Raw genomic sequence first — 21849 nt, 5'->3', positions numbered from 1 at the left:
CGTACAGGAGAATTCAGGCCATGAGCAACCCCCAGCAGCTGCGCTACAGCAAGGAGCACGAGTGGCTGTCGGGCGCCGAGGACGGCGTCTCGACAGTCGGCATCACGGAGCACGCGGCCAACGCCCTCGGCGATGTCGTCTTCGTGCAGCTCCCGGAGGTCGGTGACACGGTGACCGCGGGCGAGACCTGCGGCGAGCTGGAGTCGACCAAGTCGGTCTCCGACCTGTACTCCCCGGTCTCCGGTGAGGTCACCGCGGTCAACGAGGACGTCGTCAACGACCCGTCGCTGGTGAACTCCGCCCCCTTCGAAGGCGGCTGGCTGTTCAAGGTACGCATCGCGGACGAGCCGGCCGACCTGCTCTCCGCCGACGAGTACACCGCCTTTTCCGCCGGCTGAGGAGTCGTAGACCTGATGTCCGTTCTGAACACGTCCCTGCATGAGCTCGACCCGGAGATCGCCGCGGCGGTCGATGCCGAGCTGGACCGTCAGCAGTCCACCCTGGAGATGATCGCCTCCGAGAACTTCGCGCCGGTCGCGGTGATGGAGGCCCAGGGCTCGGTCCTGACCAACAAGTACGCCGAGGGCTACCCCGGCCGCCGCTACTACGGCGGCTGCGAGCACGTGGACGTCGCCGAGCAGATCGCCATCGACCGGGTCAAGGCCCTGTTCGGCGCCGAGTACGCCAACGTCCAGCCGCACTCGGGTGCCTCCGCCAACCAGGCCGCCCTGTTCGCGCTCGCCTCCCCCGGCGACACCATCCTGGGCCTGGACCTGGCGCACGGCGGCCACCTCACCCACGGCATGCGGCTGAACTTCTCCGGCAAGCAGTTCAACGTGGTCGCCTACCACGTGGACGACGCCGGCCTGGTCGACATGGCCGAGGTCGAGCGCCTCGCCAAGGAACACCGGCCGAAGGTGATCATCGCGGGCTGGTCCGCCTACCCGCGCCAGCTCGACTTCGCCGAGTTCCGCCGGATCGCCGACGAGGTCGAGGCGTTCCTGTGGGTCGACATGGCGCACTTCGCCGGACTGGTCGCCGCCGGTCTGCACCCCAACCCGGTCGAGTACGCCGATGTCGTCACCTCCACCACGCACAAGACCCTGGGCGGACCGCGCGGCGGGATCATCCTCGCCAGGCAGGCGTTCGCGAAGAAGCTCAACTCCTCCGTCTTCCCCGGCTTCCAGGGCGGCCCGCTGGAGCATGTGATCGCGGCCAAGGCGGTCTCCTTCAAGGTCGCCGCGAGCGAGGAGTTCAAGGAGCGCCAGGCGCGTACGGTGGAGGGAGCGCGGATCCTCGCCGAGCGTCTGACAGCCCCGGACGCCCGCGAGGCCGGTGTCAACGTGCTGTCCGGCGGCACCGACGTCCACCTCATCCTGGTCGACCTGCGCGCCTCCGAGCTGGACGGGCAGCAGGCCGAGGACCGTCTCCACGAGGTCGGCATCACCGTCAACCGCAACGCGGTCCCCAACGACCCGCGGCCCCCGATGGTCACCTCGGGCCTGCGGATCGGCACCCCGGCGCTGGCCACCCGCGGCTTCACCGCCGACGACTTCACCGAGGTCGCCGACGTGATCGCCTCCGCGCTGAAGCCGTCCTACGACGTCGACGACCTCAAGGCCCGGGTCAAGACGCTCGCCGACAAGCACCCGCTGTACCCCGGCCTGAACAAGTAGTTCCCTGGTGGGGGCACCCGACGACGTGTGCCCCCACCCTTTCGCAAGGAGTTCCCGTGGCCATCTCGGTCTTCGACCTGTTCTCGATCGGCATCGGCCCGTCGAGCTCGCACACGGTCGGCCCGATGCGTGCGGCCCGTATGTTCGCCCGCCGTCTGCGCAACGAGGGCCTGCTGCCCGACGTCGCCTCGGTCCGCTCGGAGCTCTACGGCTCCCTGGGCGCGACCGGCCATGGCCACGGCACCCCCAAGGCGGTGCTGCTGGGACTCGAAGGAGCCTCTCCGCGCACGGTCGACGTGGAGGGGGCGGACGAGCGGGTGTCGGCGATCAAGGACACGGGGGTCCTGAAGCTCCTCGGTGAGCGCGAGATCCCGTTCTCCTTCGACGACGACCTCGTCCTGCACCGGCGCAAGGCACTGCCGTACCACGCGAACGGCATGACGCTGTGGGCGTACGACGCGGCGGGTGCGGAGCTGTTGTCCAAGACCTACTACTCGGTCGGCGGCGGTTTCGTCGTCGACGAGGACGCGGTGGGCGAGGACAGGATCAAGCTGGACGACACCGTCCTGAAGTACTCCTTCCGCACGGGCGACGAACTGCTGCGCGTGACCCGGGAGACAGGGCTGTCGATCTCCGCGCTGATGCTGGAGAACGAGCGCGCCTGGCGCACCGAGGACGAGATCCGCGCCGGTCTGCTGGAGATCTGGCGGGCGATGCAGGCCTGCGTCTCGCGGGGCATGTCGCGGGAGGGCATCCTGCCGGGCGGGCTGCGGGTCAAGCGCCGCGCCGCCGTCACCGCACGCCAACTGCGGGCGGAGGGCGATCCGTTGGCGCACGCGATGGAGTGGATCACGCTCTACGCGATGGCGGTGAACGAGGAGAACGCGGCGGGCGGACGGGTCGTCACGGCCCCGACGAACGGCGCCGCCGGCATCATCCCGGCCGTCCTGCACTACTACATCAACTTCGTGCCGGGCGCCGACGAGGACGGGGTCGTGCGGTTCCTGCTGGCCGCGGGTGCGATCGGCATGCTCTTCAAGGAGAACGCCTCCATCTCCGGCGCCGAGGTCGGCTGCCAGGGCGAGGTCGGCTCCGCCTGCTCGATGGCCGCGGGCGCGCTCGCGGAGGTCCTCGGCGGCTCCCCGGAGCAGGTCGAGAACGCCGCCGAGATCGGCATGGAACACAACCTCGGGCTGACCTGCGACCCCGTCGGCGGCCTCGTCCAGATCCCCTGCATCGAACGCAACGGCATGGCCGCGGTCAAGGCGGTGACCGCCGCGCGGATGGCGATGCGCGGGGACGGCTCGCACAAGGTGTCCCTGGACAAGGTCATCAAGACCATGAAGGAGACCGGGGCGGACATGTCGGTGAAGTACAAGGAGACCGCGCGGGGCGGGCTCGCGGTGAACATCATCGAGTGCTGAACTCCCGCGGTGCCTGACACCCGTGGTGCCTAAGGTATGGGGTACTCCAACTCCTGTCCCCCTACGGCATTTCGAGGAGTCCCCCATGCTGCGCGGCATCGACGTCAGCTCGTACCAGTCCTCCTCCTACGACACGGACGGCCTCTCCTTCGTCTTCATCAAGGCGACGGAGGGCCGCACGTACACCAACCCCAAACTGGCGGCCCAGACGAAGACGGCCCGCGACGCCGGCCTGGTCGTCGGCTACTACCACTTCCTCTGGCCGGGCAACCTCACCGCCCAGGCGGAGCACTTCCTCAGCAAGGCTCCGGAGCGGGCCGGCGAGATCCTCGCGGTGGACTGGGAGACGACCGGGGACGGGACACACGCGACCAACGCGGAGAAGGACCGGTTCATCCGGAAGCTGAAGGAACTGCGGCCGAACAACCGGGTGATCCTCTACGCCAACCGCAACTACTGGTTGGACATCGACAAGACGTCCTATGCCGGTGACGCCCTCTGGATCGCCGACTACGTGACCGCGGGCAAGCCCCGTATCAAGGCGAAGTGGCTCTTCCACCAGTACACCGACGATCCGGTGGACAAGAACGTCGCGGACTTCGCGAGCAAGGCCGCCCTGCGGGCGTGGGCGGAGAACGCCTGAGCCCATCTACGCTGCTCGGCTTATGCTGCTCGGCATGGGTGGGACAGTCGCTGCGGTCAGCAGCAATGGGACGTACTCGTTCACCAAGCCGAACCGGGACAGCGTCACGCTGCTCGCCGGGCTCGGGGTGGAGGGGGATGTGCATGCCGGGGAGACGGTGAAGCACCGGTTCCGGATGAAGAAGGATGCCTCGCAGCCGAATCTGCGGCAGGTGCACCTCATTCACGAGGAGTTGTTCGAGGAGGTGCGGGAGGCCGGGTTCGAGGTGGGTGCCGGGGAGCTCGGGGAGAACGTCACCACCCGGGGGATCGATCTGCTCGGGCTGCCGGTCGGGACCCGGCTGCATCTCGGGACGCAGGCCGTCGTCGAGGTGACCGGGCTGCGGAATCCCTGTGCGCAGATCGACACCTTCCAGAAGGGGCTCATGAAGCAGGTCGTCGGGCGGGACGACGACGGCACGACGCGGTTCAAGTCCGGGATCATGAGCGTCGTTCTCGAAGGCGGCGTCGTGCGGCCCGGGGATGCCATCAAGGTCGAGCTTCCCGACGGGCCGCACATGCCGCTGGAGATCGTCTGACGTCGGCCCGGGTCTAGCCGCGGAAGTCCGCCGGGCGCTCCGGGCTCGCCTCCGCCAGCGCCTTCGTGACCGCCTCGACGCCCTCCCGCAGTCCGTACACCGGTGTGTCCGGCTGCTGGCGCCAGGAGTCGTCGAGGCCGCCCGCGTCGACCGTGTCGAAGCCGAGTTCGTCGATCAGGGCGCGGACCTTCGCCTTGGCCGCCGCGTCGTCGCCCGCGACCGGGAGTGCCTGGCGGTCGGGGGTGCCGGCCGGGCGGTGGCGGTCGAGGATGTCCTGGGCGTAGGTGCCGTTGAAGGCCTTGATGACGGGATGGCCGAGGTGCTGTTCCGTCCAGCGGCTCTCCGTGAGGCCCTCGTCCTCGATCGCGGCGATCCGGCCGTCGCGCTGGCGGGGGTAGTAGTTGCCGGTGTCGATGACCGCGACCCCGTCCGCCGCCTCGGCGAAGAGGCCGGAGGGCAGGTCGGGGATCGCCTTCAGCGGGATCGTGACGACGACCACCTCCGCGCCGCGCGCCGCCTCCTCCACCGGGACGGGCGTCGCACCCGTCTCCTTCGCCAGCTCGGTGAGCGTGTGCGGGCCGCGGGAGTTCGCGACGGACACCTCGTGTCCGAGGGCGGTGAGCCTGCGGGTGAGGTTGCCGCCGATCTGTCCCGCGCCGATGATGCCGATCTTCATGAAAGCCCTCTCCAGGTCGATGCATGTGCATGCGTCTGAGCAGGGCAACCGGGGAGGCCCGGAAGGTATTCCTCGGAGCCTCAGATCCGTACGACGATCTTCCCCGTGTGCCGGTTCGACTCCATCAACCGGTGGGCGTCCCGGATCCGGTCCAGCCCGTCGAAGACCTCGGCGACCACCGGCCGGAACCCCCCGTCCGCCAGCCCCGCGTTCAGGAACGCCGTGGAGCGGCGGCGGCCCCCCGGTGTCGCGGTGAGGGTCATGTTGGCGTACGTGTGGATCGTGAACGGCCAGTTCCAGGGGATCTCGGCGGGCCGGCGGTCCAGCCAGCCGTAGACCAGGACCGTGCCGCCCTCCGCCAGCGCTTCGGCCAGCGGACGGAAACCGGGACCGCCGATCGCGTCGAAGATCACCTCGGCGCCCCGGCCGCCGGTGAGCCGCCTGACCTCCTTGGCCACCGTCCCGGCGTCGCCCCCGGAGACGATCACCTCCGCCGCCCCCGCGTCCAGCAGCCCTTGCCGCTTCGCCTCCGAACGGGTCGTCGCCAGCGGAATCGCGCCGATGCGCCGCGCGACCTGGATCGCCGCGGTGCCGACCCCGCTGGAGGCGCCCGTGATCAGGACGTGGTCGCCGGGCCGCAGGCCGGCCGTCTCCAGGAGGCCGCCGTACGCCGTCGTGTACGTCAGCCAGGACGCGGCCCCCGTGACGGCGTCCACGGAGGCGGGGCGGGGCAGGACCGCGCTCTCGGGCAGCACGACCCGCTCCGCGTACACACCCTGTGCGCTCATCTCGATGCCGGGTCCGGTCGTCACCGGGTCGCCGACGGCGAGTTCGGTGACGCCCTCGCCGATCGCCTCGACGACGCCGGAGGCCTCGTAGCCGAGGCGGGAGGCGGGGAGGGCCGGCTGGTAGTAGTAGCCGCCCGAGCGGAAGAGTGCCTCGGCACGGTTGAGGCCCAACGCCTCGACGCGCACGGCGACTTGACCGGGACCCGGCGCGGGGACGGCCACCTCCTCGATCTCGAGGACGTCAGGTCCGCCGATTTCATGAAAGAGCACGGTACGTGCGGTGGTTGACATGGCGTCCACGCTAGGAGTCCGCGGCGAGACGATCCATGTCCACCGGTCTCCCTTTCCTGTCCGTACGTCTTCCACTCTCAACTCCCCGCTACCGTTGCGGACATGGACGTACTCAGCGACGCGATCGCCGCGATGCGCGCCGGCCGGCCGCACTCGGGGCGCCGGGACAAGTACGCGCCCTGGGGGATGCGGATCGAGGACTCGGAGGGCGCCGGGTTCCATGTGGTGCTGCGGGGGTCGGCCTGGCTGATCCCCACGGTGGGCGAGCCGGTGGCGCTCGGACCGGGGGACGTGGTGTTCCTGGCGCACGGGCGGGGGTACGCGCTGGCGAGCGGCCTGGACGTGGAGCCGGAGGTCGTACGGCCGAACCCCGACGGGAGCATCCCCGAACCCCCCTCCCCCACCAGGCAATCCACGACGCCTCCCGACACCGTCATGCTCTGCGGCGCCTACTGGCTGGACCGCAGCCGGACGCACCCCCTGCTGTCCGAGCTGCCGGAGGTGGTGCATCTGCCCGCCGAGGTCGGCACCCACCGGTCCCTGCGGGCGGCGGTGGAGCTGCTGGGCGCGGAACTGGTCGAGCCGCAGCCGGGGTCGGACACCATCGTCTCCTCGCTCCTGGACACCCTGCTGCTCTACATCCTGCGCGCCTGGTGGCAGGGCGAGGCGCACGCCGGCGGACATCCCACCGGCTGGGCCGCCGCGCTCGCCGACCCCGCGGTGGCAGCGGCGCTGCGGGCCATCCACTCCGCCCCGGACCGCCCCTGGACGGTGGAGGAACTCGGCGCCCACGGCGGCCTGTCCCGCGCGGCCTTCTCCCGACGGTTCACCGCCCTCGTGGGGCGCCCGCCGCTGACGTATCTGACGTGGTGGCGCATGACGACCGCCGGCCGGCTGCTCCGCGAGGACGACCTGCCCCTGCGCCTGGTCGCCCAACGCACCGGCTATACCTCCGAGTTCGCCTTCGCCAAGGCCTTCAAGAGGGAGTACGGGGTGGCGCCGGGGCAGTACCGGAGGACGGCGTCCTGACCGCGTCCTGGCCCGCGAAGGGGTCCTCCAACTCCTCGCGCACCACCTCGGCCGCCGTCTCCGCGTCCCCGTCCGCGATGGCCCGGACCATCGCCTCGTGCGCCTCGTCCGCCGTGTTGGGGTCGCGTGTGCGCAGACCGGTCAGGGACAGGAGGTCGATGAGGCCCTGTCGCAGGACCGGTGTGAACTCCGCGAACAGGTCGTCGAGCACGGGGTTGTGCGCGGCCGCCACCACGGCCGCGTGGAAGGCGATGTCCGCGTCGACGAACGCCGCGTCATCCGCGCCCGAAGCCACCCGGCGCCCCTCCAGCGCCGCCTCCATCGCCGCCACGTCCTCGGGCGTGCGCCGCCGCGCGGCGAGACGGGCCGCGTGGACCTCGACCGCCATGCGGACCTCGTAGACGTCGGTGACGGCAGCGCGCCGCAGCCGGGTGGGCCAGTCCCGCGTCGGCTCGGTCGCGAGGACGAAGACGCCGGCGCCCTGGCGGGGCTGCACCAGACCCGCGCCGGCCAGCGCGCGGAGCGCCTCGCGGACCGTCGAGCGGCCGACGCCGAGTTCCCTGGCGAGCGTGGTCTCGCCGGGCAGTTTGCTGCCGACCGCCCAGTGACCGGCGGCGATCTGCTCACGCAGACGCTCGGCGGCTTGTTCCACCAAGGGGCTCGGGCGGAGGGGACCCAGTGGCATCGACCGTTCACCAACTTGTCTGAGGAGTTTTCCGTGCTCCAGCTATTCTCACTTGTCTGAGGAGCTGAGGAGTGGTTAGCGTAGCCCGTATGACGTTCCGCGGTCTTCTTCTCGGCTGCCGCGGCGGGGCCTGACGCGACCGGCACCCCGCCGCGGGTCGCCGTGCTGCCGGTCACCGTCCGACCGAGCCGACGAAGGCAGCAGACGATGACCCTCACCTGGAATCCGCAACGGCCCAGCGCCATGCCGTTCCACCGCTACCGCCCCTACGACCAGCGCGTCGACGTCCCCGTCACCGACCGCGGCTGGACCTCCGCCCGTATCGAGCGCGCCCCGCTCTGGGTCCCCGTCGACCTGCGCGACGGCAACCAGGCGCTGGCCGAGCCGATGGACACGCCGCGCAAGCGCCGCTTCTTCGACCTGCTGGTCTCCCTGGGCTTCAAGGAGATCGAGGTCGGCTATCCGTCCGCGAGCCGTACCGACTTCGACTTCGTACGGCATCTGGTGACCGACGGCGCCGTACCGGACGACGTCACCCCCGTCGTCTTCACCCCGGCCCGGCGCGAGCTGATCGACCGGACCTTCGACTCGATCGAAGGGCTGCCCCGTGCCGTCGTCCACCTGTACATCGCGACCTCGCCGGTGTGGCGGGACGTCGTCCTGGGCCGGGACCGGGACGAGGTGTGGCGGACGGTGAAGGACGCGGCCGAGCACATGGTCCGGCGGGCGGCGCCCGGAGTCCGCTTCCAGTTCTCGCCCGAGACCTTCAACCTCACCGAGCCCGACTTCGTCCTGGAGCTGTGCGACCGGCTGACCGGGCTGTGGGACGCGAGCCCGGACCGTCCGGTCACGCACAACCTCCCGGCGACGGTGGAGATCGCGACCCCGAACGTCTACGCGGACCAGATCGAGTACTTCCACCGCCATCTGTCCCGCCGCGACTCGGTCATCCTCTCCGTGCACCCGCACAACGACCGCGGCACCGGCGTCGCCTGCGCCGAACTCTCCGTGCTGGCCGGGGCGCAGCGGGTCGAGGGCTGTCTGTTCGGCAACGGGGAGCGGACGGGCAACGTCGACCTGGTCACCCTGGCACTGAACCTGTACGCCCAGGGGGTGGACCCGATGATCGACTTCAGCGACATCGACGCGGTGAAGGAGACGGTCGAGCACTGCAACCGGCTGCCGGTGCATCCCCGCCATCCCTACGCCGGGGACCTCGTCCACACCGCCTTCTCGGGTACGCACCAGGACGCCATCAGCAAGGGCTTCGCCCGCCGGGCCGGGCACCCGGACGCGCCCTGGGACGTCCCTTACCTGCCGATCGACCCGGCCGACATCGGCCGTTCCTACGAGGCGGTGATCCGCGTGAACTCCCAGTCGGGCAAGGGCGGAATGGCGTACCTGCTCAAGACCCACCACGGCATCGACCTGCCGGCCCGTATGCGGCCCGAGTTCTCGCGGGTCGTCCAGGAGGCCACGGACGACAGCGGGCGGGAGATGACGCCGAAGGAGCTGTACGGCCTGTTCCGTTCCACGTATGTCGTGACGGACGGGGAGGTCGCCCTGGAGGCCTGGTCGGTCCACCGGGACGAGTCCGGCGCGCACCGTTTCGTCTGCACCCTGCGCACGGGGGACCGTACGGGCGACTACGAGGGCACCGGCGCCGGTCCGGTGACCGCGTTCGTCGACGCGCTGGCCGGCGCCGGATTCACCGTCCACGTCCGGGACTTCGCCGAGGACGGCACGGCGGCCTACGCCGAGTGCGAGACCGACGGCGTCCCGGCCTGGGGCGCCGGCGAGGGCCGGGGGGCCTCCGTCCAGGCAGTGCTGTCGGCGGTGAACCGGGCGCCGCGGTGAGGGAGGTACTGCGCGCCGAGGGGGTGGATGTCGTACGGGAGGGGACGCCGATCCTTCAGGAGGTGTCTCTCACCGTCCGGGCCGGCGAGCACTGGGCGCTGCTCGGCGCCAACGGGGCGGGAAAATCCACCCTGCTGAGCCTGCTGGGTGCCCGGGTCCATCCGAGCCGGGGATCGGTGGAGGTCCTCGGCAGCCGGCTGGGCCGGGTGGATCTGCGGGAGTTGCGGACGTGCGTCGGTCATGTCGATCCGCGTCATCCGCTCGCCGAGCCGCTGCGGGTGCGGGACGTGGTCCTGACCGGGCTCACCAACTCCGTGGCTCCGCTCCCCCGTTGGCGCCCGACACCGGAGCAGGGGGAACGCGCCGAACGGCTGATCGCCACGCTCGGTCTCACGGAGCTCCACGATGCCCGCTGGCCCACGCTCTCCCAGGGCCAGCGCGGCCGGACCCTGATCGCCCGCGCGCTCATGCCGGAGCCGCGACTGCTGCTCCTCGACGAACCCGCGACCGGCCTGGACCTGCCGGGCCGGGAGCAGCTGATCGCGGCGCTGGACGAGCTGCGCCGGGAGCATCCCACGCTCGCCACCGTCCTGGTCACCCACCACCTGGAGGAACTCCCCTCCGGCACCACCCACGCCCTGCTCCTGCGCGAGGGCCGCGTCCTCGCGCAGGGTCCGGCGGCCCACGTCCTCACCAGCGACCAGGTCGGCAAGTGTTTCGACCTGCCGCTGTCCCTGGACCGGCACCAGGGCCGCTGGACCGTGCGCCGGGCATGACGAAGGGGGGCGCCCCGAAAGCCGAGCCCGGGCGCCCCCCTTCCGTTCGCGTCACTTGCTCAGGTATGCCCAGAACTCGTCGAACGACAGCACCTTGTCGCCGTTCAGGTCGCGTGTCTTGATGATCACCTCGGCGACCGATTCGGTGACGTTCCAGTCGCCCGCCTGGGCGAGGGCGGTCTTGAACTCGGCTGCGGTGATGAAGCCGTCACCGTCCGTGTCGATCCGTTCGAAATGCTTGCGTGCCTCGTCGATGTCCGCCACCGCGCCGCCCCTTTTTCGTCGTTCCTTGCCGTCTTGCTGACGGAGGCCAGATTATCCGGCGCTCCGAGCACGCAGAGCGGCGACCACCCACGCGAACTCCTCCTCGTACGACGGCTGGGGTTCGAGCCCGTTCACGACGGCCGACAGCTCGCGGTACCGGGCGAGCCGCAGGTTCGTTCCCGCCTCGAGACGCTTGAGCACCTCGGCCCGGTCGGCGTCGCCGAGGAGACCGGCCAGCAGCGCGTCCGCCTCCGGCGCCTCGGGCGCGATCCCGCGCCCCCGCGCCTCCCCTGCCAGCTGGACGAGCCGGCTCATGAACCACAGGGACGTCCCGGCGGGGACATCGGGCCCCCGGTCCGCCGCGTTGAACTCGACCGCCCTGCGCATCAGCGCCCGGAACTCCGGGTCCTGGATGAGTTCGGCCAGCTCCACCCACGCGTCCACCTGCTCGGGGCTGGGTTCGTCCGGCAGGTTGGCGGAGCCGGCGAACCGCAGCCGGGTGCGGATGTCGGGATCCGCCGTGTCGAGCCCCTCGAAGATCTCCGCCATGAAGTCCTCGATGATCCTGCGCCGCTCCTCGGCGGACAGCCGTGCCAGCTTGTTCATCAGAGTCATCTCCTCCGCGGTCGACCCGCGTCGCGCAACGGTCGACAGCACCGCCCGGGTCACCTTCAGCGAGCGGATCCGCGCGTCCAGCGCCACCACATGTGCCGCCGCGACCTCCGCCACCGTCCGCTCCCCGGCCAGCACCTTGCGCACGTCCACCAGGCCGAGGCCCAGCTCGCGCAGTGTGCGGATCAGTTCGAGGCGGGCGGCGGACTCCGCGTTGTAGAGGCGGTAGCCGCCGTCCGAGCGGGTCACCGGCGTGAGCACGCCCTCGTCGGACCAGTAACGGATGGTCCGGACGGTCAGGCCGGTGGCCCGCGCCAGCTCGCCGATGGTGAAAAGCCCGGTGCCGTCGTCGATCATGTCTGCGAGTCTGGGCCTTCCAGTGGGTGGAGACTCAAGGAGCGGGTGCGGTGGAGACTCTTCGGGACATTCTCGACGCGGCCGCCCGCGGTGTCTTCCCGCCGCCCAACGGCCGTACGACCGTCGTGCCGCAGGCCTCCGCCCGGGACGCGGGCGTACTCGCCTTCACCGCGCACTCCGTCGTCTTCACGGACGAGGACCCGCGGTGGGTGTACGACACGCTGGCGGCCCTGGAGTGCGATCCGCTGGCCGCGACGATGAACCCGGCTTTCCTGGCGGCCTTCATGGCGCGGACGGGGCGTACGGCCGAGACCATCGACGCGATGTTCGTCGGCTCGCCCCTGCCCGGCGAGCCTCCGCTCGCGCTGGCGGAGATCACGGACGCCGGTCATCCGCGTATCGCGTACGCCCGCGGGCGCCGTGACGACGTACGGGCCTGGACGACCGACGGCGGGGTCCTGGTGGCGGGGCGCGGGATCGGTGGCCGGCTGGAGGTCTCGCTGGAGGTGGACGAGGACGTACGCCACCGGGGGCTGGGCCGTCTGCTCCTGACCGCCGCCCGGCAGCTCGTCGAGGAGCCGCTGTGGGCCCAGGTGGCCCCCGGGAACGCCCGCAGCACACGGGCGTTCCAGGCGGCGGGCTACCGTCCCGTCGGCGCGGAGGCGCTGCTGCTCAGTGCCAGGCCTCGAAGTGCGGGTTGCTCTGACAGCCGCTCATGATCTCGGTCTTGGTCGTCTTGTTCACCGGGCAGACGCCGACGATGTACTTCCGCTGGATGCCGCCGGGGAAGGCGACCTCGACCTGGTCGGCCCACTTGTGGGTGTCGCCGATGGTCTTGTTCACGTCCACGCCGCCGGGGGCGTCGATGTAGTAGTTGTAGCCCGACTTCCACCACGTCTTGTACAGGTCGTGGTCGTACGTCGTGGAGACGTACGGGGAGGGCTGGTTGACCAGGACGTACTTCTCGATGTCGTACTGGCCGTCGATGACGTCCTTGGGCTTGAAGCCCTCCGCGAAGACGATCTCGGGGCCGCGGCCGTCGCTGCGGTAGAGCGTGCCGCAGGTCTTGCGCCAGACCGGGTCCGGGGTGATGCGGTCGACCTCGACGCGCTTGTCGACGGCCGCCTTGATCGGGTCGTCGAACTGGACGGGGCAGTCGTGGGGAGCGGGGGCCTTCGCGGGGGCGGCGGCCGCCGTGGTCGCGAAGACGGCGGCGAGGGACAGGACGGCGGCAGCAGCCCGCCGCCGCAGCTGGGTTGTGATCATGGGGAGCACAATTCCGTTTCTGCGACGGCGGGTTGTGGATCATCACTCGTACGGGGGCGTGTCAACCGGTCCGGTGTCAGCGGAAGATGCCGGTGTGGCCGAGCGAGTACCGTCCCGGCTGCGGGTACACCGCGAGTCCGTGCGGGCCGCTGCCCACCGGGATCCGGGCCAGCTGCTCACCGGTGCGGGTGTCGATGGCGTACACCTCGGCGTCGTAACGCCCCGACAGCCACAGCACCTTGCCGTCCGCCGAGACGCCGCCCATGTCGGGGCTGGCGCCGTCGGACAGGTGCCACTTCCTGGTGACCTTGTTCTGTGCGAAGTCCCAGACGGAGACGGTGCCTTCGCCGCGGTTGGAGACGTACATCTCGCGGGAGTCGCGGCTGACGTACAGCCCGTGGGTGCCCTTGCCCGTGGGCAGCAGCTTCGGCTTGCCGAAGGTGTCGCCGTCGAGGACCCACATGCCGTCGGCCATCATGTCGGCGACGTAGAACCGCTTCCCGTCGGGCGAGATCTTCACGTCCTGCGGCATGGCCCCCTTGAAGGGGAGTTTCTGCTGCCCGACGACCTTCATCTTCTCGGTGTCGACCTTGAGCAGTTCGCCGCTGAACTCGCAGGAGACGATGAAGTACCTGCCGTCGAGGGAGAAGTCGGCGTGGTTGACGCCGTAGCAGCTGACCGGTTCGGTCTTGACCTGCTCCATGGTGTGCGGGTCGCGGAAGACGAGTTCGCGGTCGAGGGAGGCCATCACGACGGCGTACTTGCCGTTGGGTGTGAAGTAGAGGTTGTAGGGGTCGTGCACCGCGACCGGCTTGCCCGCCTTCCCGGTCCTCGGGTCGATGGGGGTGAGCGTGTGGCCGCGGTTGTTGTTCACCCAGAGGGTCTTCATGTCCCAGGAGGGGACGACGTGTTGGGGCTGGCGGCCGACGCGGACGGTCTCGATGATCCGGTACGTCTTCGGGTCGATGACGGAGACCGTGTCGGACTCGGTGTTGGGGACGTAGACCCGGGAGGGGAAGTCCTTGACCACCGGGGAGAGCTTGCCCGGGCGGTCGGCGGCGTACACGTCCTTCGGGTCGAGGACGGGCGGCATGCCGGGCAGTCCCTCGACGGGCTTCTTCTTCGGCTGGGCGGGGACGGCGGCGGCTTTGGTGGTGCGGTGCCGTTCTTCGGAGGGGGCCTTGTCCCGGGCGTCGGTGCCACAGGCGGCGAGGGCGGCGAGTACGGCGCCCGCGACAAGGGTGCGCTGGAGGAGGTGGGTGCGGTGCATCAGCTGAACAGCTCCGTGGTGGTCACGGCGGCCAGGCCGCGGCGGTCGAGTTCTTCCAGTACGGCGGGGAGGGCGGCGACCGTGTCGGCGTACCCGAAGTGCAGGCTCACCACGGACCCGTTGCGGATCTCGCCGAGGACCTTGCGGGTGACGGCGGGGGCGCCGGGCGAGGTGAAGTCGAGGGAGTCGACGTCGTACGACAGGACGTGCGGGTAGCCGGCGTCACGGGCCAGCCGCTCGACGAGCGGTGTGGCACGCGCGGCGCGCGAGGGCCGGAACCAGCTGCCGATCGAGCCGGTGAGCCGTCTCAGCCGCTCGGCACAGCCGTCGATCTCGGCCCGGGCGTCGGCCTCGGACATGTCGTTGACGCCGAGGTGGTGGAGGGTGTGGTTGCCGAGGTCGTGGCCGCCGTCGAGGATGCGGCGGGCGATCCCGGGGTGCTCGTCGAGCCAGGTGCCGACGGCGAGGACGGTGATGCGGGCCCCGGCCCGTTCCGCCTCGCGGAGCAGGGCGCGGGCGGTGGCGGGGTCGCCGTTGCCGTGGAAGGTGAGGGCTACGCGGGGGTGGGTGCGGGGGCCGTGGGTGAGCTGGGCGGGGAGGCCGGGGAAGCGACGGGGTGCGAGTGGTGGCTTGGCCAGTGCGCGGGAGTGGACGGGGTGGGCGACGGCACCGCTGGTGGCACACCCGGTGGCGAGGAGGAGCCCGGCGCTGGCACGCAGCACGGTCCGACGATCGGTCGTGGTCACCCGGACCATTTAAGGGGATTGCATGGATATATCGGTCGATTCACCCACCTAGGGGCGCGGGGCTGCGACATCGGCGGCTCCGCCGCGGGGCGCGACAAGCCACGACGCACCCGCAGCCGGACAACTACCGGTCAGCCACCCGCATCTCGAACCACGTCGTCTTGCCACGCGGCAGCAGGTCGACGCCCCACCGGTCGGACAGCTTGTCCACGAGGAAAAGCCCCCGCCCGCTGATGTCCATCTCCTGCACCGGCATCAGACAGGGCAACCCGCGGGAGGGATCACGCACCTCGACCCGGATCCACCCACGGCGACGCCGCATCCGGAGCCCGAAAACCCGGGCTCCCGTATGACGCACGGCGTTGCCCACGAGCTCGGAGACGAGCAGAACCGCGTCCTCGGTCATCTTCGGGGTGAGTCCCCACTGGCGCAGGACCACGACTTGGGTCAACCGGCGGGCCGCGGCGGCGGACTCGGGGCGTGAGGGGAGCGGAACCTCCGCCTCCGTCGGGTTACCGAACAACTCCAGAACCTTGAGCGCGTGTTCGTCCTCGACCGTGGGCGACCAGCGCGCCGCGGTCGCACGGCCGTGTCCCCGCGGCTGTTCGATACCCTCCAGCCCCGCCATGCCTCCATCATGGCCGCACCCGCTGCCCTCCGGGGTCGTCTCTACGGAATACGCCCCCTGGAATCCATCATTCCGCTGGTTCCGATCGACATATGCCAAAGGCATTTCAGGGCTTGAAGCAGCCCCTCTGACCTGCGACGGAGGCTCGGCTGGCGGCAATCGACGGCTCCCTCGACAAGGCAGGCTTAAGGTTGCCTTAAGGCTCCCATAAACCGCCCCATCGAGGGAACCGGATCAGACGTCCCGTCAACAGCAAGTGGTTCAGGCGGGTTTCCTCAGGAGATTCCTCACAGGAACTTCGCCTTGCCAGGGCCTTCCTCGACGAAGCTGCGCATCCCGGTCTCGCGGTCGGCGGTGGCGAACAGGCCCGCGAACCAGTTCCGTTCGACGGCCAGTCCGGTGTCGATGTCGGTCTCCAGCCCGGTGTCGATGGACTCCTTCGCGGCGCGCAGCGCGATCGCCGGACCCTGCGCGAGCCTGGCCGCCCAGGCGTGCGCCTCGGTGTACACGTCGGCGGCCGGGACGACCCGGTCCACCAGGCCCAGCCTCTCGGCCTCGTCGGCCCTGACCATCCGGCCGGTGAAGATGAGGTCCTTCGCCTTGGACGGGCCGATGAGCCGGGCCAGACGCTGGGTGCCGCCGGCGCCCGGGATCAGACCGAGCAGGATCTCGGGCTGGCCCAGCTTGGCGTTGTCGGCGGCGATCCGGAAGTCCGCGCACAGCGCCAGTTCGCAGCCGCCGCCCAGGGCGTAACCGGTGACGGCCGCGACGACCGGCTTGGGGATGCGGGCCACCGCCGTGAACGAGTCCTGGAGCGCGCGGGCGCGCAGGATCATCGCCGTGTGGTCCATGGCCTGCATCTCCTTGATGTCCGCGCCCGCCGCGAACACCTTCTCCCCGCCGTAGATCACCACGGCACGCACGTCCTCGCGGCGCGTGGCCTCCTCGGCGAGCTCCTTGAGCCGGTCCTGGACGGCGATGTCCAGCGCGTTCATGGGCGGGCGGTCGAGTCGGATCGTGCCGACGCCGTCGGCCACTTCGAGAGTCACGGTCATGAGGGAAGGTTAACGGCCACTAACGACAGGGGCCCCGGTGCGATGTCTCACACCGGGGCCCCTCGTCGCCGTAGGGCTTACGCCTTCCACTTCTCCCAGGAGAGGTTCCAGCCGTTGAGGCCGTTGGCCGGGTCGACCGTCGGGTCGGTGGAGTTCTTGACCGTCACCACGTCACCGGGCATCGAGTTGTCGAAGAACCACGCGGCCGGCACCGACCTGTCGTAGCCACCGCGGACATCGCGCAGACCGATGCAGCCATGGCTGGCGTTGTAGTTGCCGAAGGCGTCGCCGCCCCAGTAGTTGCCGTGCACGAAGGTGCCGGAGTCGGTCAGCCGCATGGCGTCCGGGACGTCCTTGATGTCGTACTCGCCGTCGTAGCCGACGGTGTCGCCGTTCATCCGGGTCACCCTGAACTTCTCGCTGATGACCATCTGGCCGTTCCAGGTGGCGTAGCCGGGCTTGCCGGTCGTGACCGGGATGGTCTTGAAGAGCTTGCCGTCCCGCATGACCTTCATCGTGTGCTTCTTGGCGTCCACGATGGAGACCTGGCTGCGGCCGACGGTGAAGGACACGGTCTTGGACTGCTCGCCGTAGACGCCGTCGCGGCCCTCGACGCCGTCCAGGTTCAGCTTGACGGTGACCTTGGTGCCGGACTTCCAGTATTCCTCGGGGCGGAAGTCCAGCCGGTCGTTGCCGAACCAGTGGCCCGCGACCTCGACGGCCGGCTCGGTCTTGACGGTGATGGCCTTCTCGACGTCCTCGGGCTTGGTGATGCCCCGGGTGAAGCGGATGGAGAAGGGCATTCCGACGCCGACCTTGGAGCCGTCCTCGGGCGTGAAGGTGCCGATGAAGGTGTTCTTCGGCGTCAGCGTGGTGAAGCTGGAGTCCTCGGCGGCCTCACGGCCCTCGGAGTCCTTCGCGACCGCGTGCACCGAGTACTTGGTGGCGGCCGCCAGATGGCTGGCCGGCGTCCAGGAGGCGCCGTCGGCGGATATCGCGCCGTCGATCTTCTCGCCCTTGGAGTCCTTGACCTCGACCGTGGTCAGCTTGCCCTTGTCGGCGCCGATCTTCAGAGCCCCGCTGGTCTCGACGGACTTGGCACCGTCCTTGGGGGCGATGGAGACGACCGCCACGGACTGCTTGCTCTGCGCGGTGTCCGCGCCCTTGCCGGAGCCGGGCTTGGCGTCCGAGTCCCCGCCGCCTCCCCCGCACGCGGTGACGGCGGTCAGCACGACCCCCAGCAACAGCGCGGCCATCCGCTGACGGCCACGCCCGCGTGCGTCAACCGACGCCCCCGATATCGGTCGCACGTTCAAGATGTTTTCTCCCCTCGCCGGGCCCGGTCCCAGGCCCGCAACCCCTGCGCGTCCCGCGCGTCCGGCGATATTAACCGCAAGATCAGGCCCGTCGGCGGGGTGCGATTGTCACCGTTCGGTCCCAACTGCGCCCGCTCGACCGGGGCCCGACCCCGCCCCCCACCTGGCTACTTCACCGCGCTGCCCGCCTTCCACTCCTTCCAGCCCATATTCCACCCTCCGAGGCCGTTGTCAGGAGCGACCTTTTTGTCATTGCTGTGGACGACCTCCACCACGTCCCCGATGAGGCTGCGGTCGAAGAACCAGCCCGCCGGGGTGTCCGAACCGCCCCCCTTCACGTCCCTCAGACCCACACAGCCGTGGCTGACATTGACCTTGCCGGGGGCGTCCGGCGCCCAGTAGTTGCCGTGCAGGAAGGTGCCGGAGTCGGTCAGGCGCATGGCGTGCGGGACGTCCGGGATGTCGTACTCGCCGCCGAAGCCGACCGTGCGGCTGTTCATCCGGGTGACCTCGAGCATCTCGGAGACGACCATTTTGCCGTTGTACGTCGTCGTCCTCGGGGCGCCCGCCGTGATCGGCACGGTGGCGAGCAGCTCGCCCTCACGCCGCACCTGCATGGTGTGCTTCGCCGCGTCGACCAGGGAGACCTGGCTGCGGCCGACGGTGAAGGAGAACGTCTTGTACTGCAACCCGTAGACGCCGGGCGCCCCTTCGACGTCCCGCAGCCGCAGCCCGACGGTGACCCGGGTGCCGGGCTTCCAGTAGCGCTCGGGACGGAAGTCGAGGCGGCCCGTGCCGAACCAGTGCGGGCGGATCTCGACGGGCGGCTCGGACGTGACGTGGACGGCGCGTTCGACGGCGGCCCGGTTCTCGATCTCCCGGTTGAACTCCAGGGAGACGATCATTCCGGTGCCGACCGTGGAGCGGTTCTCCGGGCTGACGTATCCGATGAAGCGCTCGTCGGGGACGTACGTGGTGAAGGTGGTGTGCCGGGCGGAGCGGCGCCCGTGCCCGTCCAGGGCCACCACGTCGACGGTGTACTTGGCGGCGAGCGCGAGCCTCTCCTCGTCGGGTTCCCAGCGCAGGCCGTCGTCGGAGATGTGCCCGGACACCGGGGTCTCCTGCGCGTCCTGCGCCTTGACGACCTCGACCGACTCCAGCCGCCCGCTGGGTACGCGGACAAGGAATCTGGTGTCCTGCCGGACGCCCTTGCTGTTGTCGTCGGGCAGGACGCGGATGACGTCCTCGGGTGCGGGGGGCTTGCCCAGCCCGCCGAGATCGATCCCTCCCGTGGATCCGGAAGTGCAGCCGGCCAGCAGTCCGGCCCATGTCAGTACGGCGGCCAGTGCGGCCCCTGCGCGCCGAGCGCGCCCTTGTACGTGCCTCACATCGCACCCAACGACCGGCCCGCCCTGGGGAAACGTGAGTGCGAGGCGCTCCGCTGACACGCCGTCATGGATCCTCCGCCCGGTGGGGCTGATCGCGCGGTTCCTCGCGCCCCTCGCAGGCGCGGGTCGGTTGGCCAACCGTTGGGCAGAACAGTGGGGAGGACGACGCTCTTGGGGAGCCGCGGCCGGGATGCCGTGCGCTCTCCTTCCAGGTCGTCCCCCGAGCCGTGGGAGGACGAAGGGTGTCCAGCGCAGCCGAGCAGGAGGCGGTGGCCGAGGAAGCGGGTCCGGCCGTCGTGAACGGTGCGCGGCGCACGCCGTCCGCACCGGGGGTACCCGTGTGGCCGGGCGCACCCACGCCCCTGGGATCCCGGTTCCGGGTGGGCCCCGACGGGGTCGCGGGCACCAACTTCGCGCTGTGGGCGGGCGGCGCCGAAGGGGTCGAGCTGTGCCTCTTCGACGAGCGGGGCAAGGAGACACGGGCCCGGCTGACCGAGCTGACGCACGAGATCTGGCACGGCTTCGTGCCGGGCGTCATGCCCGGGCAGCGGTACGGCTACCGGGTGCACGGCCGCTGGGACCCGTGGACCGGCGGCCGCTGGAACCCGGCGAAGCTGCTTCTCGACCCGTACGCCCGCGCGGTGGACGGCGACTTCAGTCTGCCGCCCGAGGTGTACGGGCATGTCCGCGACTGGCCGCAGCAGCAGGTCGCCGACACCGTGCGCGACGAGCGGGACTCGGCGCCGTTCGTCCCCAAGGGTGTCGTCGTCCACGATGACGACGAGTGGGAGGACGACCGCCGTCCGAAGACACCGTGGGCGGACTCCGTCATCTACGAACTGCACGTCCGGGGCTTCACGAAACTGCACCCGGGGATACCCGAGGAACTGCGCGGCACCTACGCCGGGCTGGCGCACCCGGCGGCCATAGAACACCTGGTGAAGCTGGGCGTCACGGCTGTGGAGCTGCTCCCCGTGCACCAGTTCGCCCACGAGGACCACCTGCTGCGGCGAGGCCTCAAGAACTACTGGGGCTACAACTCCATCGGCTACTTCGCCCCGCACGCCACCTACGCCGCCTCCGGTACGACCGGTCAGCAGGTCGGCGAGTTCAAGCGCATGGTGCGCGCCCTGCACGCCGCCGGGATCGAGGTCATCCTCGACGTGGTCTACAACCACACCGCGGAGGCGGGCGAGCTGGGCCCGACGCTGTCGCTGAAGGGCATCGACAACCGGGGCTACTACAGGCTGCAGTCGGACGCCCGGAGGTACGCCGACTACACGGGCTGCGGCAACACCCTGCACGTGGTCCAGCCGCATGTCCTGCGACTCATCACCGACTCCCTGCGCTACTGGGTGACGGAGATGGGCGTCGACGGCTTCCGCTTCGACCTCGCCGCCGCGCTGGCCCGCTCCATGCACGACGTCGACATGCTGTCCCCGTTCCTGGCGGTGATCGCCCAGGACCCGGTGCTGCGGCGCGTGAAGCTGATCGCCGAACCGTGGGACGTGGGGTCGGGCGGCTACCAGGTCGGCGCCTTCCCTCCGCTGTGGACGGAGTGGAACGACCGGTACCGCAACGCCGTACGGGACTTCTGGCGGGGCGCGCTGCCGGACGTGCGGGATCTCGGCTACCGCCTGTCGGGGTCCAGCGATCTCTACGCCTGGGGCGGCCGACGCCCGTACGCCTCGGTCAACTTCGTGACCGCGCACGACGGTTTCACGCTGCGGGACATGGTGTCCTACGAGCGCAAGCACAACGAGGCCAACGGCGAGGGCAACCGGGACGGTTCGGACGACAACCGGTCGTGGAACTGCGGGGCGGAGGGCGAGACCGACGACGAGCGGGTACGGGGGCTCAGGCGCCGTCAACTGCGCAACCTGCTGACGACGCTGCTGCTGTCGACGGGGGTGCCGATGCTGGTCGCGGGCGACGAGCTGGGACGGACCCAGCGCGGCAACAACAACGCGTACTGCCAGGACAACGAGATCAGCTGGCTGGACTGGGGGCTGCTGGAACAGCCGGGCTGGAAGGCCCTGTTCGACCTGACGTCGAGGCTCATCGCACTCCGGCACCAACACCCGGTCCTGCGCCGCCGGGCCTTCTTCTCCGGACGGGCGCACTCCGCGGACGGGCTGCGGGACCTGGCCTGGTTCACGGCACGCGGCACGGAGATGACGGAACGGGACTGGTACGCCCCGGCACCCACCCTCGGCATGTATCTGTCCGGCCGCGACATCCCCGGACGCGACGAGCGGGGCGCCCCGATCGTCGACGACAGCTTCCTCGCCGTACTGCACGCCGGAGACCGTCCGGCAAGCTTCGTCCTGCCGGGCCCGCCGTGGGCGGAACGGTACGAGGTGGTCATCGACACGGCCCGGGAGACCCAGGCGGAGGAGCCGGGGGTGACGCATCGGGCGGGGACGGCGATCACGGTGCCGGCTCGGGCGGTGTTGTTGTTGAAGGTGGCGGGGTAGGCGGTGGGGTTCCGATGAGGCCTCAACTGCCTTCGTGAGCAAAGCCGT

22 protein-coding genes are annotated in these 21849 nt (G+C 70.3%); 10 read left to right on the top strand and 12 right to left on the bottom strand.

What is annotated here, in order from left to right:
- Nucleotides 1-20 precede the first annotated feature (20 nt).
- The 5 genes from gcvH (at nt 21) to OG381_RS32070 (ending at nt 4320) form a co-directional block, all read left to right on the top strand.
- Nucleotides 21-398 carry a glycine cleavage system protein GcvH gene (gcvH, locus tag OG381_RS32090; protein ID WP_046261643.1) on the top strand — a complete coding sequence of 126 codons (378 nt, stop codon included), beginning with the start codon at nt 21-23 and terminating at the stop codon, nt 396-398.
- A 15-nt stretch (nt 399-413) separates the two neighbouring features.
- A complete protein-coding gene (glyA, locus tag OG381_RS32085) occupies nt 414-1676 on the top strand; it encodes a serine hydroxymethyltransferase (RefSeq protein ID WP_327719515.1) in 1263 nt (420 codons plus the stop codon).
- A gap of 56 nt (nt 1677-1732) precedes the next feature.
- Complete coding sequence (locus OG381_RS32080; RefSeq protein WP_327719514.1) at nt 1733-3100, top strand: L-serine ammonia-lyase; 1368 nt, start codon at nt 1733-1735, stop codon at nt 3098-3100.
- A gap of 85 nt (nt 3101-3185) precedes the next feature.
- On the top strand, nt 3186-3743 hold the full coding sequence (locus OG381_RS32075; protein ID WP_327719513.1) for a glycoside hydrolase family 25 protein: 558 nt from the start codon (nt 3186-3188) through the stop codon (nt 3741-3743).
- A gap of 34 nt (nt 3744-3777) precedes the next feature.
- Nucleotides 3778-4320 carry an MOSC domain-containing protein gene (locus tag OG381_RS32070; RefSeq protein WP_327719512.1) on the top strand — a complete coding sequence of 181 codons (543 nt, stop codon included), beginning with the start codon at nt 3778-3780 and terminating at the stop codon, nt 4318-4320.
- 13 nt (nt 4321-4333) lie between these two features.
- Here OG381_RS32070 and OG381_RS32065 read toward each other — a convergent pair whose 3' ends face one another.
- Together OG381_RS32065 and OG381_RS32060 are read right to left on the bottom strand one after the other, a co-directional pair.
- The gene (locus OG381_RS32065) at nt 4334-5011 is read right to left on the bottom strand and encodes an NADPH-dependent F420 reductase (protein ID WP_389964221.1); all 678 of its coding nucleotides are present in this window, start codon (nt 5009-5011) and stop codon (nt 4334-4336) included.
- Between the two features lie 65 nt (nt 5012-5076).
- Nucleotides 5077-6075, bottom strand: coding sequence for a zinc-dependent alcohol dehydrogenase family protein (locus OG381_RS32060; protein WP_327719510.1), 999 nt, complete (start codon nt 6073-6075; stop codon nt 5077-5079).
- A 102-nt stretch (nt 6076-6177) separates the two neighbouring features.
- Between OG381_RS32060 and OG381_RS32055 the strand changes: the two genes are divergently transcribed.
- Nucleotides 6178-7104: an AraC family transcriptional regulator gene (locus OG381_RS32055; RefSeq protein ID WP_327719509.1), complete on the top strand. Its 927-nt coding sequence runs from the start codon at nt 6178-6180 to the stop codon at nt 7102-7104.
- Here the strand turns inward: OG381_RS32055 and OG381_RS32050 are convergent.
- A complete protein-coding gene (locus tag OG381_RS32050; RefSeq protein WP_327719508.1) occupies nt 7052-7789 on the bottom strand; it encodes a FadR/GntR family transcriptional regulator in 738 nt (245 codons plus the stop codon). The two genes, OG381_RS32055 and OG381_RS32050, sit on opposite strands and share 53 nt — an antisense overlap.
- A 207-nt stretch (nt 7790-7996) precedes the next feature.
- Here OG381_RS32050 and OG381_RS32045 point away from each other — a divergent pair, with 207 nt between their 5' ends.
- Nucleotides 7997-9646 carry a 2-isopropylmalate synthase gene (locus tag OG381_RS32045; protein ID WP_327719507.1) on the top strand — a complete coding sequence of 550 codons (1650 nt, stop codon included), beginning with the start codon at nt 7997-7999 and terminating at the stop codon, nt 9644-9646.
- A complete protein-coding gene (locus OG381_RS32040; RefSeq protein WP_327719506.1) occupies nt 9643-10422 on the top strand; it encodes an ABC transporter ATP-binding protein in 780 nt (259 codons plus the stop codon). Before OG381_RS32045 ends, OG381_RS32040 begins: the two co-directional genes overlap by 4 nt.
- Nucleotides 10423-10473: 51 nt before the next feature.
- Here OG381_RS32040 and OG381_RS32035 read toward each other — a convergent pair whose 3' ends face one another.
- On the bottom strand, nt 10474-10686 hold the full coding sequence (locus OG381_RS32035) for an EF-hand domain-containing protein (protein ID WP_307025624.1): 213 nt from the start codon (nt 10684-10686) through the stop codon (nt 10474-10476).
- 51 nt (nt 10687-10737) lie between these two features.
- On the bottom strand, nt 10738-11655 hold the full coding sequence (locus OG381_RS32030; protein WP_327719505.1) for a MerR family transcriptional regulator: 918 nt from the start codon (nt 11653-11655) through the stop codon (nt 10738-10740).
- 50 nt (nt 11656-11705) lie between these two features.
- Here OG381_RS32030 and OG381_RS32025 point away from each other — a divergent pair, with 50 nt between their 5' ends.
- The gene (locus OG381_RS32025; RefSeq protein ID WP_307025628.1) at nt 11706-12374 is read left to right on the top strand and encodes a GNAT family N-acetyltransferase; all 669 of its coding nucleotides are present in this window, start codon (nt 11706-11708) and stop codon (nt 12372-12374) included.
- Here OG381_RS32025 and OG381_RS32020 read toward each other — a convergent pair.
- The 7 genes from OG381_RS32020 to OG381_RS31990 form a co-directional block, all read right to left on the bottom strand.
- A complete protein-coding gene (locus tag OG381_RS32020) occupies nt 12328-12921 on the bottom strand; it encodes an ADP-ribosyltransferase (protein WP_327719504.1) in 594 nt (197 codons plus the stop codon). The genes OG381_RS32025 and OG381_RS32020 overlap by 47 nt on opposite strands.
- A 76-nt stretch (nt 12922-12997) precedes the next feature.
- Nucleotides 12998-14191 (bottom strand): YncE family protein, encoded by a 1194-nt coding sequence (locus tag OG381_RS32015; RefSeq protein WP_327719503.1) that lies wholly within the window; start codon nt 14189-14191, stop codon nt 12998-13000.
- A complete protein-coding gene (locus tag OG381_RS32010; RefSeq protein WP_327719502.1) occupies nt 14191-14946 on the bottom strand; it encodes a polysaccharide deacetylase family protein in 756 nt (251 codons plus the stop codon). The genes OG381_RS32015 and OG381_RS32010 overlap by 1 nt, the downstream gene beginning before the upstream one ends.
- Before the next feature lie 115 nt (nt 14947-15061).
- Nucleotides 15062-15565 (bottom strand): ATP-binding protein, encoded by a 504-nt coding sequence (locus tag OG381_RS32005; RefSeq protein WP_327719501.1) that lies wholly within the window; start codon nt 15563-15565, stop codon nt 15062-15064.
- A gap of 287 nt (nt 15566-15852) precedes the next feature.
- Nucleotides 15853-16620 (bottom strand): enoyl-CoA hydratase/isomerase family protein, encoded by a 768-nt coding sequence (locus tag OG381_RS32000; protein ID WP_327719500.1) that lies wholly within the window; start codon nt 16618-16620, stop codon nt 15853-15855.
- A gap of 77 nt (nt 16621-16697) precedes the next feature.
- Nucleotides 16698-17876 (bottom strand): L,D-transpeptidase, encoded by a 1179-nt coding sequence (locus tag OG381_RS31995; RefSeq protein ID WP_327719499.1) that lies wholly within the window; start codon nt 17874-17876, stop codon nt 16698-16700.
- A gap of 227 nt (nt 17877-18103) precedes the next feature.
- Nucleotides 18104-19324, bottom strand: a complete 1221-nt coding sequence (locus OG381_RS31990; RefSeq protein WP_327719498.1) for a L,D-transpeptidase — start codon at nt 19322-19324, stop codon at nt 18104-18106.
- Between the two features lie 242 nt (nt 19325-19566).
- Between OG381_RS31990 and glgX the strand changes: the two genes are divergently transcribed.
- On the top strand, nt 19567-21801 hold the full coding sequence (gene glgX / locus OG381_RS31985) for a glycogen debranching protein GlgX (RefSeq protein WP_327719497.1): 2235 nt from the start codon (nt 19567-19569) through the stop codon (nt 21799-21801).
- Nucleotides 21802-21849 lie beyond the last annotated feature (48 nt).

Source organism: Streptomyces sp. NBC_00490 (assembly GCF_036013645.1).
Lineage (GTDB): Bacteria > Actinomycetota > Actinomycetes > Streptomycetales > Streptomycetaceae > Streptomyces > Streptomyces canus_F.
The sequence above is the reverse complement of the archived record's forward strand: the minus strand, read 5'-3'. Positions and strand labels throughout refer to the sequence as shown.